The 17390-nt window shown below is 42.2% G+C and carries 16 protein-coding genes; 8 read left to right on the plus strand and 8 right to left on the minus strand.

The window, feature by feature from the left end; translation table 11 throughout:
• Window positions 1–63: 63 nt before the first annotated feature.
• Together AC1XUE_RS09355 and AC1XUE_RS09360 are read left to right on the plus strand one after the other, a co-directional pair.
• The gene (locus AC1XUE_RS09355) at window positions 64–1272 is read left to right on the plus strand and encodes a hypothetical protein (protein WP_483355667.1); all 1209 of its coding nucleotides are present in this window, start codon (window positions 64–66) and stop codon (window positions 1270–1272) included.
• Window positions 1269–2915, plus strand: a complete 1647-nt coding sequence (locus AC1XUE_RS09360) for a hypothetical protein (RefSeq protein ID WP_483355668.1) — start codon at window positions 1269–1271, stop codon at window positions 2913–2915. The genes AC1XUE_RS09355 and AC1XUE_RS09360 overlap by 4 nt, the downstream gene beginning before the upstream one ends.
• 22 nt (window positions 2916–2937) lie before the next feature.
• Here AC1XUE_RS09360 and AC1XUE_RS09365 read toward each other — a convergent pair whose 3' ends face one another.
• On the minus strand, window positions 2938–3594 hold the full coding sequence (locus AC1XUE_RS09365) for an HAD family hydrolase (protein ID WP_483355669.1): 657 nt from the start codon (window positions 3592–3594) through the stop codon (window positions 2938–2940).
• 238 nt (window positions 3595–3832) lie between these two features.
• Between AC1XUE_RS09365 and AC1XUE_RS09370 the strand changes: the two genes are divergently transcribed.
• Window positions 3833–4291 (plus strand): hypothetical protein, encoded by a 459-nt coding sequence (locus AC1XUE_RS09370; RefSeq protein ID WP_483355670.1) that lies wholly within the window; start codon window positions 3833–3835, stop codon window positions 4289–4291.
• 11 nt (window positions 4292–4302) lie between these two features.
• A complete protein-coding gene (locus tag AC1XUE_RS09375) occupies window positions 4303–4779 on the plus strand; it encodes a hypothetical protein (RefSeq protein ID WP_483355671.1) in 477 nt (158 codons plus the stop codon).
• Between the two features lie 39 nt (window positions 4780–4818).
• Here AC1XUE_RS09375 and AC1XUE_RS09380 read toward each other — a convergent pair whose 3' ends face one another.
• The 3 genes from AC1XUE_RS09380 to AC1XUE_RS09390 form a co-directional block, all read right to left on the minus strand.
• Complete coding sequence (locus tag AC1XUE_RS09380; protein WP_483355672.1) at window positions 4819–5955, minus strand: MBL fold metallo-hydrolase; 1137 nt, start codon at window positions 5953–5955, stop codon at window positions 4819–4821.
• Window positions 5956–6101: 146 nt separating this feature from the next.
• Window positions 6102–8006 (minus strand): M56 family metallopeptidase, encoded by a 1905-nt coding sequence (locus AC1XUE_RS09385; RefSeq protein WP_483355673.1) that lies wholly within the window; start codon window positions 8004–8006, stop codon window positions 6102–6104.
• Window positions 8007–8028: 22 nt separating this feature from the next.
• Window positions 8029–8388 (minus strand): BlaI/MecI/CopY family transcriptional regulator, encoded by a 360-nt coding sequence (locus AC1XUE_RS09390; protein ID WP_483355674.1) that lies wholly within the window; start codon window positions 8386–8388, stop codon window positions 8029–8031.
• A 148-nt stretch (window positions 8389–8536) separates the two neighbouring features.
• Here AC1XUE_RS09390 and ispF point away from each other — a divergent pair, with 148 nt between their 5' ends.
• From ispF to AC1XUE_RS09405, 3 genes are read left to right on the plus strand one after another with little or no spacing between them, the layout of a single operon-like run.
• Window positions 8537–9046 carry a 2-C-methyl-D-erythritol 2,4-cyclodiphosphate synthase gene (ispF, locus tag AC1XUE_RS09395; protein ID WP_483355675.1) on the plus strand — a complete coding sequence of 170 codons (510 nt, stop codon included), beginning with the start codon at window positions 8537–8539 and terminating at the stop codon, window positions 9044–9046.
• Window positions 9047–9089: 43 nt separating this feature from the next.
• Window positions 9090–10217 (plus strand): amidohydrolase family protein, encoded by a 1128-nt coding sequence (locus AC1XUE_RS09400; RefSeq protein ID WP_483355676.1) that lies wholly within the window; start codon window positions 9090–9092, stop codon window positions 10215–10217.
• A gap of 32 nt (window positions 10218–10249) precedes the next feature.
• Window positions 10250–10873, plus strand: coding sequence for a hypothetical protein (locus AC1XUE_RS09405; RefSeq protein ID WP_483355677.1), 624 nt, complete (start codon window positions 10250–10252; stop codon window positions 10871–10873).
• 68 nt (window positions 10874–10941) lie between these two features.
• On the opposite strand, the gene AC1XUE_RS09410 is transcribed toward AC1XUE_RS09405, so the two are convergent.
• Entirely contained in the window at window positions 10942–12060 is a 1119-nt protein-coding gene (locus AC1XUE_RS09410) for an ABC transporter substrate-binding protein (protein ID WP_483355678.1), read from the minus strand.
• Between the two features lie 145 nt (window positions 12061–12205).
• Between AC1XUE_RS09410 and AC1XUE_RS09415 the strand changes: the two genes are divergently transcribed.
• Complete coding sequence (locus tag AC1XUE_RS09415) at window positions 12206–13447, plus strand: M16 family metallopeptidase (protein ID WP_483355679.1); 1242 nt, start codon at window positions 12206–12208, stop codon at window positions 13445–13447.
• Window positions 13448–13648: 201 nt separating this feature from the next.
• Here AC1XUE_RS09415 and AC1XUE_RS09420 read toward each other — a convergent pair whose 3' ends face one another.
• The 3 genes from AC1XUE_RS09420 to AC1XUE_RS09430 all read right to left on the minus strand — a co-directional run bounded on the left by AC1XUE_RS09420 (window position 13649) and on the right by AC1XUE_RS09430 (window position 17315).
• Entirely contained in the window at window positions 13649–14569 is a 921-nt protein-coding gene (locus AC1XUE_RS09420) for a glycoside hydrolase family protein (protein ID WP_483355680.1), read from the minus strand.
• A 12-nt stretch (window positions 14570–14581) separates the two neighbouring features.
• Window positions 14582–15892, minus strand: coding sequence for a purple acid phosphatase family protein (locus AC1XUE_RS09425; protein WP_483355681.1), 1311 nt, complete (start codon window positions 15890–15892; stop codon window positions 14582–14584).
• A gap of 133 nt (window positions 15893–16025) precedes the next feature.
• Entirely contained in the window at window positions 16026–17315 is a 1290-nt protein-coding gene (locus AC1XUE_RS09430) for a M16 family metallopeptidase (RefSeq protein ID WP_483355682.1), read from the minus strand.
• Window positions 17316–17390 lie beyond the last annotated feature (75 nt).

The following is a 17390-nucleotide window of genomic DNA, read 5'->3' on the forward strand; positions in this document are numbered from 1 at the left end:
ATTGTATTTTTGAATTGTATGATAAGCTGAACGTGCTTTCGTCCTGACCCTTTCAATACTTTCATGGAAACTACCATCGCTTCTTCGGAAACTACACCGAAAGCATCTCAGCATAAGGGATTTAAAATTCCCGTTTATATTCTCGCCACTGTTTTCTCATCCTTCTGCGTCATCACCGGTTTGATCTGGGATATATGCTGGCACATTTCAATTGGACGCGACGGGCTACTTTCTCCGCCTCACCTGATTATTTATCTGGGAGCTGTAGTAGCCGGGTTATTTTCAGGTTATGAGATCTTGCGAAAAACCTTTTGGGGTTCCCATGACGAAAAAGCTGGCAGTGTAAAAATATGGGGATTCTTTTACAGTTCTCTTGGTGCTTTGTTTTGTGTTTGGGGCGCTATCGCAATGCTCACCTCCGCTCCCTTCGACGACTGGTGGCACAATACGTACGGACTGGATGTAACCATACTTTCTCCTCCACACACCGTACTACTATTGGGTATGATCGGTATTCAATTCGGGGCGATGATTAGTGTGATAGCGATAAGCAACCAAACTAAAACAGCCGTGAGTCTTGCAAATGGCAAGCAAACTGAAAATAAACTATTCATACTATTTGCCCTGTCTGCTGGCTTTTTGCTAACGATATGGTTCACGCTATTGTCTGAAGAGCTCGGGAGAATGGAATCTCATCGCTCCAGCTATTACATCTATGCCGCATGCGCTTTTCCACTTTTGCTTTTTGCGACAGGCAGGGCAGTTCGCCATCAATGGACCATCACGGCAGTCAACGCAGTGTACTCGATGATGATGTTAGGAACCCTTTGGATTATTCCTTTATTTCCCGCAGAACCGAAATTGGGTCCTGTACTAAACCATATTGATCATTATCAGGCCTTTCAGTTTCCGCTACTCCTCATTGTTCCGGCTGTCATTCTGGATCTTTTGAGAGCAAAACTCAGTCACCTGAACAACTGGGTTCTTTCGTTGATACTGGGCATCACATTCATAGCTGTTTTCTTTATTGTACAATGGTTTGTTGGTGGCTTCCTGATGGAATCTCCGTATGCGCGCAACTGGTTCTTCGGCTCAGACTCCTGGTATTTCGGTAGCAACCCTGACTTTGAATTCCGATATAAATTTGCTCCCTGGATGCTTGAAAGCAATTCGGAGCTATTACAGGGACTTGGTATAGCGGTTATTGCCAGTATCATTTCTACTCGCATCGGTTTGGCCTGGGGTAACTGGATGAACAAAATTCAAAGATGAAAAAGCTTCTCAACCTTCTTTTCCTATTAACAATAAGCCACCTTGCTGGCGCGCATATTGGCAGTACTGGTGTACAGATGCAAGGACAGGCCGGTCCCTACAAAATTCTGGTGAGTATACAACCACCTGATGTCATTCCGGGAACAGCCCGCGTATCGGTATTTATAGAAAACGGAGATGTCACCTCTGTCGAAGCACGGCCTATCTATTTCCGGTCTGGTGACAAAGGTGCGCCATCTCCGGATAAGCTGATATCAAAACAAACCAGCCAGTTTGAAGGTGATATATGGCTGATGGAATCTGGTTCATCCAGCGCTCAGATTCTTGTTGACGGTGACCAGGGTAAAGGTGAACTCATTGTTCCCGTTATGGCCATCTCCACTGCCCAACGTGAAATGCCGGAAGGACTGGGAATGATGCTGAGTGTATTGGGAATTATATTATTTACACTGATGATCACAACCATTGGCGCCAGTGTCAGCGACGGACTTTTACCTAAAGGCGAAACATTGAGTCAAGCTAAAAGACGAAAAAAATACATCAACATGGGCATTGCCAGTGTGGTGTGCGCATTGATTCTCTACGGCGGAAGTAGCTGGTGGAACGCGTGGGCAGCTCAATACAAAAAGCATCTTTATCAACCCATTAAAGGTAGTGCGTCGGTATTGGTTCAGGGCGATGAACGGACATTCAGAGTAGCTATTGATACAGCCGACTGGCAATCTCAAAACAGAGGTAATATGCTGAGCACACTGATTCCTGACCACGGCAAACTGATGCATGCATTTCTGATACGTATTCCTGGTTTAGATGCTTTTGCCCACGTCCATCCTGAGCGGCAAGACAGCACCACTTTCCAAACCATACTACCCGATTTACCAGGTGGTAAATATGTTGTATATGCTGATATTGTCCGGTACTCTGGATTCTCAGAAACCATAACGGATACGATTATCATCGCGGATCACACAAAAAAGATACCGGAAATTCCAAAGTTTTCAGAAGACACCTATATCATCACAGATCCGATTAACGCACCCGGAAATGTAGCCATGGATGCCGATGTCGTAATTTGTGGTAAACCAGGAACCAAAACCGTCTTTCAGGATGGGTCTTATGCCATTTGGGAAGGTAAGCCCGATCAGGCATTGGAAGCCGGCAAGGCGTATCAGCTCAACTTTGAAATTTTCAATCCGGATAATAGTCCTTGTCTTCCCGAACCCTACCTGGGCATGATGGGCCATGCCGTTGTGATGCGGAGCGATGGGTCTGTATATGTTCATTTGCATCCTTCGGGTTCATTCCCCATGGCTGCAGAGCAGATTTTTAAAAACCGATTAGCTGACACAACTAAACTGATCAAAAGACCCGCATCTGTAATATTTAAAGATAGTGTTGATAGCTATCTGGCGAAACTCAAAGCCATGTCAGTCCTTGAAAGAGAGGAATATCTGATGACAGAAATGGGCATGTATGAACCGAACGAAAGTGGTATGGTGGGTATGGACCACGGTAGCAGAATATCTTTTCCCTACTCCTTCCCGAAAGAAGGCCGCTACCGGATTTTTTTACAGGTGAAGCGTAATGAAAGAGTGCTTACTGGTGCGTTCGATGTAAAAGTAAAGGGGCCATCATTGATGTAGCCCCTTTACCAGATTGTGTATTTCAGAACAGGCTTTTTATTTTTTCATAAGTAAGTTCTAGATAATTCTCTATATACAAATGACATGGAGGCAATTCTTCCTTGGTATGCGAACTCAGCACCCCTACTACCCTCATACCGGCGTTTAGTCCTGCAGTAACGCCAGAAAATGAGTCTTCAAAAACCACACATTGTTCTGGTTTGACACCAAGATTGGCAGCAGAAGTCAAATATACTTCCGGATCTGGTTTGTGCTTTTTCACATTTTCGCTGGCCAGTATCGACCCAAGTTTCTCACGAACAGGTACTTTACTCAGAATTAAATCCAGATTTGCACGTGGAGCAGAAGTTGCGACACCTAATTTTACGCCATGCTGTTCAAGGTCTGTCATAAAATGAACAATACCCAATATCGGCTCAATATAAGGTTCATATATTTCCCTGAACAGACTCTCCTTTTCATCTTCAAGCTTTAATAATTCATCCCCTTCAATAACTCTGTCCAGAAAGTGACTCATAATGTAGCTATTACTTTTACCATACATATGCTGAGCAAACTCTTCATCAGTAGGCGACAAATTTCTTGCTGAAAAAAATTGACGGAAGGCCATCGAATGGTAAGGGTTGGTGTGACAGATTACACCATCCATGTCGAAAATCACTGCTATATCATTATTCATACTGTAAAGTTAACAAATGAACGTTGGACGTAATCGAAAAACCGGGTACATCTTTTCAGAACTCTTAAATGAAATGGTAGGATTAAAGAAATAATTCCTATTTTAGCTAATTAGTATCGAATAAACTTCAACAAAGTTTCCGTTAAATATTTTGACTGATACAAATAGTTGTACAACAAATTTTATTATTGACTATACATTACCCTAACACAATATCAGTCATTACTCTGCTGACTATATGAATGAACTAGAACGAACAAACAACGGGCCCACCGCACACCCGGTTGCTACCAGTAAGCCATTGACCTCACTGGAGATTTACGACAGATACAGCGCTATGGCTTATGGCATTATTCTCCAGATTATACCGCAGCAGCATCTGGCTCAGGAAATATTGGTGAGTGTTTTTGCTTCTCCCCAATTACAAGCTTGTAATAGTTATCCGTTTTCTTTCGCCGCGTGCGTTATAAAACTGGCAAGATCCAAGGCAGTTGATATGAAAAAGAGGTTGATGGAATTAGATAACAATTCTGCAACACTGCCTGCGGAAGACAATGACAAATCCCCTCAGCGCATTTTTGATCTTGCATTCAGACAGGGATTTACGCCTGATGAAGTGGCACAAAAGCTGTTTATTTCAAAATCGGAAGTGCTGAAAGCATTTCATGATTTTTTTAAATCTTACCGTAACTCTTAACATCAACGCACTTGGAAACTAAGGATTTTATAGAAAGCGGAATGCTGGAATCATATGTTCTGGGTCTTACTACAGACAGGGAAAAGGAGTATGTTCTGGAGAGAGTTCTTACGGATCAGGATTTGACAGATTATACATTGGAGCTTGAATCAGACATCATGTCTTTCTTCAACCAGGGGTCTGTGCCCCCGCCACCGGAAGTGCGTGAGATTGTACAATTACGTACAAGCAGACGTGATATCCAGAAGAAAAAGCACGTGTATGAAAATAAGTCTTCAGAACAAAAACAAAAGAAAGATGAGTATCTCGAAATAGAGGTTAACGACACGCACATCAAAGTGCATAAATGGTGGCGACCTGCGTTTATCGCTGTCTTTATCTTATCGAAAATATTCCTGATTGCTGCAGTATATTTCTACTTTAAGTCAGTAAGTCAGGAACGGGAAATTCAGAAGCTGAGTACACCCGGAATAGAAACCACCAGATAAAAAAAGCCTGTTGAGGATTTTCTCAACAGGCTTTTTTTATCACCTCTTTGTTTCATCCCACCAGTTTTTGTCAGGATAAGCAGTATCGAGTATAATTTGCTCGCCGATCATCGGTGTGGTAAGTCTGAGTCCGATTTCTTTTGCCTTTTTCGCAATTCTTTGCGGAGATTCATTCCATGCATGTAAGCCAAGCGTAAATCTTCCCCAGTGAACCGGCCAAACGATTTTCGCTCCTAAATCCACACCAGCCTGAGCTGTTTCTTCCGGCATCATGTGAATGTAAGGCCACATTTCATTGTATTGTCCACACTCCAGAATTGCCAGATCGAACGGACCGAATTGCTCACCTATTTTTTTGAAATGACTCTCATAACCGGAATCTCCTCCTAGGAATATTTTGTAATTGGGTGTTTCAAATACGTACGAAGCCCATAAAGATTTGCCTCTCGCCAAACTACGTCCTGAAAAATGCCTGGCTGGGGTAGCAGTCACTTCTGCTCCCGGCACCGCACTTGTTTTCTCCCACCAATCGAGTTCTGTAATCTGAGAAGGATTGATACCCCAGTGCTCCAGATGTGCCCCCCCCCCCAGTGGCACCACAAATCGTGTGGGTTTACCTGCAAATTGCTTCACAGTTTCATAATCCATATGATCATAATGATCGTGGGAAAGAAAAACATAATGAATTTCAGGAAGATCTTGTACCTGATACACATTAGTACCCGGGTAGCTTTTGGTTCCCGCCCATTGCACCGGTGAAGTTCTTTCACTCAGTACGGGATCCATCAGTATATTTTTATTATCAATTTGTAACATATATCCAGAGTGCCCAAAGTAAGTCAGCGTTGGTTTCTCGGATGGCTTAAGCTTCAAATTTCTTTTTATGGAGGGAACCGGAAAAGCCGGGTCTGTATCTTCCTTATCTTTAAAAAGAAACTGTAACGCCAGTTTAAACATATTAGAATTTGGTGCACTTACAGGCGTATCGACAAGATTGACGAAACTACCGTCTTTATAGTTTGGCGACTTTTTAATTCTTTCCAGTCTGGCACCTTCCGGATTTTTACCGAAAGATTCAAGTTGCAGAAAAGCAAAAACGGCTATAGCACACAGTGTGAGGACTGAGAGAATAATCAGCATTATTTTTTTAATTCTGGATTTTAGTTTGTTGCGCATGGATTATTAAAGCCTGTCGGATGCGTATAAAACCGGTAATAATAAAAAATACCGGCCTCCTGAAAGGCCGGTAAAAATAACTGATAAAAGTCGGACTTCTATTCATGCATCGCCGGGAACTTGCGGCTAAACTTTGGATATCCCTCTTATTGTTCTCCGAAATCGGGCCTTATTCGAATTTTTTCAGCTTCCATAGTTTCTATCCATAGAATATTATCTAACCTATTATCATAATATTTCGCCAAATCCCCCTTTAAAAGTACCACATGCTTGATCTCTTCTTTGGAGGAGACAGACCGGGATATTAAACCAGCCTCAGAACGGAAACCATTTAAGAAATAAGGCTGGTTATCCAAGCTTGATACATCAAATTTCCCGGCATCGAGCATCTCAAAATTATTTATCACAAGATCTCGGGGAGGCTTTGGTTTACTTAGTTCATACGTGTGGTAATACATCCTTGGTCCTTGTGTTGTTTCAAAAGTACTTGCATTGCGATTTTCATTAAATACAATTGGTAACTGTCTGTACCTGAAGACTTTATTGATTTCTGTGTAGTCAGTTTCTTTTCCGTCGAGATAAAACTGTACTATATGGTCATAACCTATTAACCGGCTGAATTGGTCAAAGTATGCATTTCTGAATTTTGTTATTACATCTTTCGGCTCCGGAAATGCCTCTGCAAATGCTGCTTTAAGATTATATTCTTCCTTAAAATTCAGTTCCTGATTGGTGAGATAACCCTTGAGGTCACTTTTTATATCTGCTGTAATACTCTGGTTAAAGTAGCTCTTCTTTGGTACGAAATAGGGAAAAATCGTATGCCTCTTAAACACCTTGTTCCCTATTTCGTCATCCTTCGCCAGAAAGGAAACCATAAAATCTCCATCATCAGGAACTTCCTTTTTCAGCGATGACCCCAGTTCAAACCGCTCATACTGCCCCTGTCCCGAAATGCCGAAGAACACAACTGAATCCTGTAGCTTACTTGTGTTAAGCTCATAATAATAATAGCCATCGCCATCTGTACGAATCGTCTTTCTTACGGATGTTGTTTCACCGCTTATGCCCAGTTGCAACGGCATGTTAGCCACACGGCTTCCGGTTTCTGCATCAATGAGCAATCCGGCTATATAAATCGTGTCTTTCTGTTGGACAAACGGATGCTTCAAATCGCTCCTGAAGGCAACCAGTAGCACACATAGTAAAGGCAATACAAACAGAAACCTGACCAATTGTATTCTCGCTGTTTTCATCTTGTTCATCATAATGATACGCTGTTTAAGGGATGAAAAATTAAATTGATTGGCTATTCGAAATTCTGGCACGCCCACAACTTTTAAAAGCAGATATTGATAGGACTTTATGTCAACGCCATTTTCCAAAACGGCACGGTCGGCTATATACTCAAGATTCTGGCGAATGGCAGAGCGGAGCATCCAGGCAAACGGATTGTACCAGTTCAGAATACAAAGTACCTCCGACCAGATGATATCAACGGTGTGCTTTTGTTTTACATGAACAATTTCATGAAGCATAATTTCTTTGAGATCGCTGTCGTCATGCAGGTTTCGGTTAAGAAAAATAGAGTTACCAAACGAGAACGGTGTAATATTCTTTTCAACCTGAAATACTTTCACTTCCCCGTCCGAAATTAATAGCGCCTTACTCCTGAGCTTGTAATAGGAAAACAAAGCAAGACTAACTCTCACAAACATAATCAAACCGCCCACCAGCAAAATAGCAGTTATCACATCCGAACTATTTACCGGAATTTCCTCAATCGGTACAGGTTCTAAATGTACCTGCGATACTGTAAAATCCTCAACAACCGGAATAACTTTAACTACCTTATAATCAGAAATCTCCACCTGCTTTAACGCTGGATCAATATTGATAAACGGGATAAAAAATGTCAGCAATGAATAGCCCAGTAAATACCACCTGTTCCAATTGAAGAACGTGTATTTTCTTAAAACAAAATGATAGAAAATGCTGATGACCATCATTCCGATGGAAAGTTTTAAAACATATTCGATGTAAGGCGACATAGCTATCTCGTTTTAAATCTCTTTACTTTTTCCCCTCAATTAACCCTATAATCTCTTTCAGTTCATCCGCCGATATCTTGTTTTTCTGCACAAAAAAGTTCACCATTTCTTTGTAAGAATTTTCAAAATAATCCTTCACCACATTTCCCATAAACTTTTGTTTATAAGCTTCTTCGGTAATCGCTGGCGAATACAGATAGGCGTTACCGATCAGTCTGCTTTGCAAGTAGCCCTTCTTTTCCAGATTTTTAATTGTCGACGCAAGCGTGGTATAAGGCGGCCAGGGTTCATCAAGTGCAGCCATAAATGACTTTACATTACCCTCTCCTATTTGCCATACTGCCTGCATGGCATCCTCTTCCTGCTGTGTTAGCTTTTCCATATCTACGAACTTTTCGTAAATCTACGATAAATTCGTAGACCAATGTAAGTATTTTGAAAAATAAATTAAATACATGCAAAAATCAGTACTTGTCATTCCCGCTTACAATCGCCAAATTGCGGTTAAGCTTTAAATAACTAAGACAATTATGTTCCCCTTTCGAATCGGACAAGGTTACGACGTACATCAACTTGAAGCAGGACGGCCATTCTGGCTTGGCGGTATTTTGATTTTACATACACATGGCGCAAAAGGGCATTCAGATGCTGATGTGGTTTGCCATGTCATCTGTGATGCCTTACTCGGCGCAGCTAATATGCGCAACATTGGCTATCATTTCTCCGATAAGGATCCGCAATGGAAAGGTGTCGACAGTAAATTACTGCTCAAAAGGGTATTGGAAATGATTCGTGAGAAGGATTATGAAATCGGCAATCTGGATGTAACGATTGTACTTCAGAATCCTAAGTTGAATCCGCATATTCCGGAAATGAAAACCTGTCTGGCTCAGGTGATGAAAATTGATGAGGAAGCGATCTCCATCAAAGCCACTACTTCCGAGCACCTGGGATTTGTAGGAAGGGAAGAAGGAATAGCGGCACATTGCGTTGCACTTATCTACAACAAGAAATCACTTCCTTTTGAAATAGCTCAATAGAGATTTTAACTCGCTGGCTTTATTCTCTCCTTATACCTTGACTATGAAACTCTTAAAACTTATTGCACTTGGCCTTTGCATCGGCAGCCCGGTATTTGCCCAGGATTCTAACATCACGCAGCCGCTTGGCTTCGAAGAGTACGATCCTATCTCAACACTGAAAGTGGAAGAGCATCCGCTGAAACGTGCCAAATTTCCATTCATTGATGTGCACAATCACCAATACCAGATGCCGACTCAGGATCTGAAAGCGTTGGTAGCTCAGATGGACAGTCTGAATATGGGAATAATGGTGAACCTGAGCGGACGTGGGTGGACTCAGGAATGGGCAGAAGGAACTGCAACGTTGAAAGGTTCTCTCGAAAATGTTGCTAAAAATGAACCTAAACGAATTGCTATTTTCACCAATCTCCAGTTTAAAGGCTTCGGAGAAAAAGACTGGTCAGCGCGTGCAGTGAAGCAACTCGAAGAAGATGTGAAATCAGGAGCTAAAGGATTGAAAATATACAAAAGCCTGGGTTTTGCGGGTATCAAGGACGACAAAGGAAATCGTGTACCTGTAAGTGATCCGAGACTACAGCCTGTATGGCAAAAATGCGGAGAACTAGGTATTCCGGTCATCATTCACACTGCGGATGTACCATCTTTTTGGGATCCGATGGACCGCTACAATGAACGCTGGCTGGAACTGAAAACACACCCGGGCCGCCGCCGAGGAATAAATGATCCGGTACCTTTCGATTCCCTCATTGCCGAACAGCATCACATTTTCAGAAATAACCCTAAAACGACGTTCATTAACGCACATATGGGCTGGTATCCCAATAATCTGAAAAAGTTGGACAGTCTGATGCAGGTGTTTCCAAATATGTATGTAGAAATCGGTGCAGTGATTGCGGAACTGGGACGCCAGCCAAGAACAGCCAAAAAGTTTTTTGACAAATATCAGGATCGCGTTTTGTTCGGAAAAGATAGCTGGGTTCCAGCCGAATACGCCACCTATTTTCGGGTATTAGAAACAGAAGATGAATATTTTCCATACCATAAAAAGTACCACGCATTCTGGCGTATGTATGGCCTGGGCCTATCCGACGAAGTATTGAAAAAACTTTACTACAAAAATGCGCTGAGGATCATTCCTGGACTTGATAAGAGTTTGTTCCCGAATTGATAACAACTAAAAAAGCCCAATACACCCATTCCATGAAACAAATTCATCCATACCAATCTGTCGACGAAGCACTTATATCGTTAGACAACGGAGGTCGTTTTTATAACATTTTTACGCAGGCAGAAGACGGGACGATATCACAAGCTGAATTGGGAAAAGTGAGTGGTTTATTTAATGAAAAGCAAAAGATGATCCTTTTCCTGGAGTTGTCTTTGTCGCAGTTGGATACATCGTCGAAAGAACAAGTTATGTCTAGGTTGGATTCAAATTTGAAAGCTGCCTACCAGAAATACATTGCTACCGAGATGTCACCAGCTGAGGTAAATGGGAGAGGGATACAATCTTCAAATCTGGTGATTACGGGTATTCCTGAGCTGAAAGAATCCAAAAATTATTTTTCCGGAATGATATTGGTTCCGGTTGGGAAAGCCTTTGTGCCGATTCCAATCAGCGACATGTACAGTGTTTATGAAATCAAAGATGAGCAAACTTCTGAAAAGATACTGATTGCACACACCAAAGGTTCAGAAACACTACCCGAAAAAAGAATTAAGGTTGGTGGTGTTTTAAAAGAGGTAAAGCCTAAAAAGAATGAAAAATTAGTTGTTGAACAGTTTTTAGAAATTAATTATTTTCTGGATTTGGGAGTTAATTAATACCCATCAAAAAGTGCTGAACTATAACCCTTCCGATTTGTATTGGTGATAGTTATAGGTTCTAGCAGTTATTTAAAAGCCTTTGCTTCCTTCATTACAGACCTGTACTCCGCTTTTTCCAGACACTTTTTATAGTACTCCTTAGCCTTGGCTTTGTTTCCTGCCCTGCCGGCTATTCTTGCCAGACCGGCATAAGCTATGGCGTGGTATTCTTTGGTATACTGGTCATCATGCGGTATTCTCAAAGCAGCCAGATATTCTTTCTGGGCCGAGGCATCGTTTTTCACATGCTTTTCGTAGTTAATCCCCTGAAAAGTGTGCTGTGCAATTGGGTAAAAACCGGTATTGTACCTTCGTAATGCAGTAATTTGCTTTGCCGCATCGGTATAGTCCCCTGCTAACAACAATGCCTCGGCATTTTTCATGATAAACAACGGATTCTTCGGATACCAATCCGTAAGTTTATTTAGATAAGGCACTGCCCTTTCAGGCTTCATCTCATATTTCACATATAAATGTGCCAGGTAAAAACAAGATTCAGCGCGTGTGATCACACCTGAACGCGTAGCAATATCCACCTGTTTTAATCCCAAAGCTTTATCTCCGTTCTTAAAGAACATCAGCAAAGGTTTCACCATGGGATGTACTTCCGGGTATACCTCTACATAGTAATTGTACATACCCGATGTAAAATAAAATTCAGGATTCTTATCCATCAACTTCATACCATCTACAAAAGCATTATAAGCTTTCTTCCCTTCACCGGCGGCATTGAGCATTTCTCCACGGTAGTTGTACATCATAGCCATATATCCCCTGGCCACCATTACATAAAACATACCTTCCGGATCTTTGGTGTCTTTGCCAAACTTTTTCTCCGTAGCAATCAGAGCAAGATTCAACTTTTGAATGTACTCCTTTGACTTTGCCGGGTTGTCCTTAATCGGTAAATACTTCCAATAGAGCACAAAAGAATCGAGAATGTGATTGATGGGATGATTGGGGTATTTCTTTTCAATGGCAGCAATCATATGGTCCGCCTCATCGAACTCATAATTATAGATATTATCCAAAGTTTTTTGAACCGTTTTGATCGCAGTGGGATCGTTGAGAAGCTGAGCCTGAGAGAAAAATGGAAAGCAGAATAAGACAAAAACTATATTCAGTACGCGCAAAGTAAATTTCATGGCTTTTAGTATATTGACGAATTGGTTTGGTGGATTCCCACCAGGTCAGTAGCTTTGTTTATAACCCCAAAATATACAACGTGGTTTCTATCCATCCGTATATTTTTATGCTTTGGTTTTCACAATAATTTTCAGTCAAGTTTCTATGATTCGCTACGAACAGTTCACATTGGATAACGGTCTTAAAGTTTTCGTTCATGAAGATTTTTCAACGCCTATGGCCGCAGTCAATATACTCTACAATGTGGGCTCGCGTGACGAAGATGAAGAACGTACAGGGTTTGCCCACTTGTTCGAACACCTGATGTTTGGTGGTTCCAAAAACATTCCCAGCTATGACATTCCGGTACAAAACGTAGGTGGAGAAAACAACGCATTCACTTCTCCCGACATTACCAATTACTATATTACGCTGCCTGCTGACAATGTAGAAACTGCTTTTTGGCTGGAATCTGACCGGATGATGAGCCTTTCTTTCGATCCGAACGTGCTCGAAGTGCAGCGTAAAGTAGTGATTGAGGAATTCAAGCAAAGATATCTGAATCAACCTTATGGCGACATGTGGCTCAAACTTAGGCCCCTCACCTATAAAGCGCATCCTTATCGCTGGGCGACCATCGGCAAGGATATAGAACATATTGAACGGGCAACGATGGAGGATGTACAGAACTTCTTTTTCAAGTTTTACAGACCCAACAACGCTGTAATGGTGGTAGCAGGTGCAGTAAAATTTGAACAGGTGAAAGAACTGGCTGAAAAATGGTTCGCAGAAATTCCTGCCGGAGAACCGTATGTCAGAAATCTACCCAAAGAGCCTGTGCAAACGGAGGCCAGATTTATGGAAACATCTGCTGCTGTTCCTCTAAACTCTCTGATCAAGGTATTTCATACTCCCGGGCGTTATGAGGACGGTTTTTATGCTACCGATCTGGTCAGCGATATTTTGGGGCGTGGGAAATCGTCCCGTTTATATCACTCCCTGCTGAAGGAAAGACCCATCTTCAATAGTATCAGCGCAAGTGTAACTTCCTCTTTGGATCCCGGATTATTGCTGATTAAAGGAAATCTGAACCCTGGTGTTACCTTGGAAGAGGCTGATGCTGCTGTTACAGAACTAATTCTCGAACTGGCTAAAAACGGCACTACAGAGGATGAATTAGCTAAAATTAAAAACCAGACAGAAGCCACACTTGCTTTCTCGGAAGTAGAATTGCTCAACCGCGCCATGAACCTGGCCTTCGCGGCTAATGCAGGCAATCCTGACTGGGCCAACGACGATGCAGAGATTATCCGAAATCTAACGATTGCAGATATCAATGAAGCGGCGGCGAAAGTGTTGCGTGTTGAAAATAGCTCTACGCTCTATTACCGGGCTGAGAATAATTGAAACAAGCTTAATGAACCAAGACAAATATCCATTATAGTAAACGGGGGTTGATATCTGACAATCCCAAAGGGATGAAATATCGGTAAAGAAAATCAAAACCACATTATTAGAAAGTGCCGTAGGTACGCAATACTCGTAGCTAACGGCATTTTTAGAAGTTACCAGAATTCCAATTGTCTTTTCCAAAAACCGGATTTACAATTATTTCCCTGGCAAATATACCCGCACCTCAGGGTGCATGGTGTAAAGTCGGAATTTCTCACCATCAGGTACCACAATTCCACTGGATGTATTATCACCCAAAATCGGATTGTTGCTATACTTTTCCCAATGAATCAGATCGCTGGAAACGGCTATGTTCGTCGACCATTCCCGCCAGTCTTTGAAAGCTGACGCATGGTAGTAGGCGTAATATAAGCCCTTGTATTTAATGATCTGATTCATTGCTACTGCAAATGCGTCGTACGATTCAGTACCACAACTCAATACTGGTTCATCCTGAATATTTGTCCACACTTTCAGATCTTTTGAAGTAGCCAGCCATACCGCCGCATCATTTCTTTCATAAAACAGATACCATGTCCCATTCTCTTTCCAAACTGCAGGTGTACCGTAAGGTCCTGCTTCAATGGCGTCACCGTTCTTTCTCCTGATATCCAAGGCACCCTGATCCAGCCAGTTGATCTTATCTTTCGATGTAAGCAAATGGGCAGAATCGCCTCTGCTTTCAGCGAACATGTAATAGGTACTGTCTTCTTTTAACACAAATACATCTTCCACCCACAACCCGCGATGGATCGGATTAGATGGATGGCGTGTCCAGTTGAAACCATCCGGTGAAGTGGCAAGTCCGAGGTACTTGATTTGTTTACCTGTTTGTCTCTTATAACCGGTATACCAGAGATAATAGGTACTATCTTCCTTCAGGATAAAACCTCTTTCCCTTGTTTTTTCATCCCAAAACGCAGAATCTTTCGAACCTTCAAAAACCGGATTGCCGTTATGAGGTTTAAAACTGACCAATTCCTCCGGAAACTTTTCACTTTTCTGCTTTGGGGTGACTCCACATGCGGCGGCAAGCCATCCGAGCACGAGCAACCATCCGTATTTACTGATCATCATTGATACAATTGTTTAGCGATATTCAGGAAGGTTGCGAGGTGTTTTGTCAATCACTTTATTGATTTTACCTTTTTGTTTTACCAGTTCGAAGGAATCATACAATTCTCCGGTAGCAGTATACGCTTTAAAATCCAGCACGTCCTTATCTACCGTGATAACATGGTAAAGCTGTGTGTACAAAGCGGAACGATCCATCCAGCCCGCTTTTTCCACATTAGAACCTGTCATTTTCGGACCGCTTACAGATACTACGTACATCGTTCCCGAAACTGCTCCCTTTTCCTGCATTGGGATTTTTGCCATACCTCTCGCATACGTATGATCGTGCCCCTGCAAAACAATATCTACCTTATACTTATCAAACAAAGGCTTAAAAGTCTCTCGCATCCGCTTATTATCCCGTGTCGATTTCGGTGAGTAAATCGGATGATGGAAAGTTACACAGGTCCATTTGTTAGGATTATTACGTAATACCTTTTCCATCCATACACGCTGCTTTTCCAGGTATTCATCCGATTCTTCCGCCTGATCAGAATTAAGAGATATGAAACGCATACCCTGTATATCTGAATAGTAGCAGGTTTCTTCCAGTCCTGCAGGACCGTTTTCAGGCAGCGTAAACTGCGGTCGCCAGAACACTGAAGTTACGTTCTTCCCATCCGGTCCATCGTAGTGATCGTGGTTACCAGGTGTAGGAAAACCAGGAATCATGCTGTGAATAAAGCTTCCTGCCTCAAACCAATCGCCCCACTCTACATCCCGGTTAGCCTTATTGATCAGGTCACCGGCATACATCATCAGTACGGATTCGGGAGCCTTTGCATACGCGTCACGCGCCACCCGCGACCATAATGATCTGATGTTGGTCTGAACATCCCCGTAATATATAAATGAGAACTTATCCCCCGTTTTTCCCGCTGTATTGAAATGAATCCATTCGCTCCAATGATCCCCCTGCCCTACCCGGTATGCGTATTTAGTACCGGGAGTGAGACCTTCAAATACCAAAGAATGATAGTAGGCAGGAGTTGTGTCCTCCCATTTGAGCAACTCTGATTTTGCTTTTAACCGCTTTACTTTATCGGTAAAACGGGGATCAGCACTGGCAATGGCAATTTCTGCAAAACTTTCAGATACATCGGATGCTGTCCGCCAGTTCACAGCCATAGAAGTCGATGGATCCACTGTTACATTTAGAATAATCCTGTCAGGCTGAACGGTGGGGATATATGGATTGGCATTTTGCTGGGCAGAAGCCTTGCCCGGAAGTATTGCAGAAATACTGATGATCAGGCAGGCGAAAATGCTGGTAACTGATTTCATTTTACTCGTAATCTTACTGTGAACACTATACATTACTTTCGCTGACGCTATAAGGGCTATCAAAATTATCGTGAATGCACAAAAAAACCGGTCAGGATTAACTAACCGGCTATAATTTGTTTAAAAATTTCTTTTATTCAGGCAGAAAAGTGAGATAGCTAAAATTCTCAGGATTAAACATTTCCTGTGCTATATCTTGTAGCTGAGCCGATGTAATGGCCTGAATTTCTGTAAATATTTCAGGAAGGGAATCTACCTTACCCGTATCCAGCAGACTTTTAGCCATCATCAGCATAAAACTCATATTGCTTTCTTCCGACATCGCCAATTGGCCCATGAGTTGTACTTTGGTCTGATGCAGTTGCAAAGTGGTCAAAGGTACTTCTCTCACCTTTTTAAGTTCCTTATTGATCAGCGCTATACTTTTTGTGAGCTGGCGCGGCTCAGTCCCGAAGAAGATACCCATAAAGCCTGTATCAAGATAGGGCGTATAATTTCCTTCTATCGAATATACATACCCATTTTTCTCGCGTAATGACAAGTTGAACCTTGAATTCATTCCCGGTCCTCCCAGCAAATTCATCAGCATAAAAAATGGCAATCTGCGGTCGTCAGGCAGTGCATAGGCAGGCTGTCCCATAGCACACTGTGCCTGAGAGATCGAACGTTCTTTTTGCTGAATAATGGGTGTATATACGCCGGGTGCAACCCGCTGTCTGCTTGTTGTTTTTGCAGGAATCGCGCCGAGATATTTCTCAGCTATTCTGATGACTTTTGCGAACGGGAGTTTGCTCACCGACGAAACAACAATTCGTTCGGTGTCTATATTATCATTAATAAAGCGGTGTAAATGTTCGCGGTCAAACGAATTCACCGTTTCGGTCGTACCGAGTATATTACTTCCCAGTGCATGGTCTGCAAATACGAGTTGGTCAAAATCATCCTGAATCGCATCTTCAGGTGAATCCACATACATGGACATTTCTTCCAGAATTACATTTTTTTCCCTTTCAATCTGTTTATCAGGAAATACGGAATGGAAGGTAATATCTGCCAACAGCTCCAGTGCTTTATCGAAATGATCGTCCAGGACAGAGGCATGAAAGCAAATTTTTTCTTTGGTAGTATAAGCGTTCAGCTCACCGCCTACATTTTCAAGACGGTTAATGATATGAAAAGAACTTCTTTTTTCAGTCCCCTTAAAAGCCATATGCTCCCAAAAGTGAGCCAGTCCTTGTTGAAGCGGCTGTTCATCCCGGCTACCAATATCGAGCATAATTCCGCAGTGCGCTATGGCAGTATAGGGAACCTGTTTATGGGCAATACGAATTCCGTTGGAAAGCGTATGTAACTGATATTCTTCGGTAAGCGTTAGTGAGGTAACTTTTGGGTTTTCACGTTTACGAATATTATTTCTCTTCATTCCTGATTAACACAAAATAGGCGCCAATAATTTTCGGCAGTGTCCACAAAATTACGGACTTTTGCCTGAAACACC

The sequence above is a fragment of the Dyadobacter sp. HNCC25DJ187 genome, from assembly GCF_056895255.1.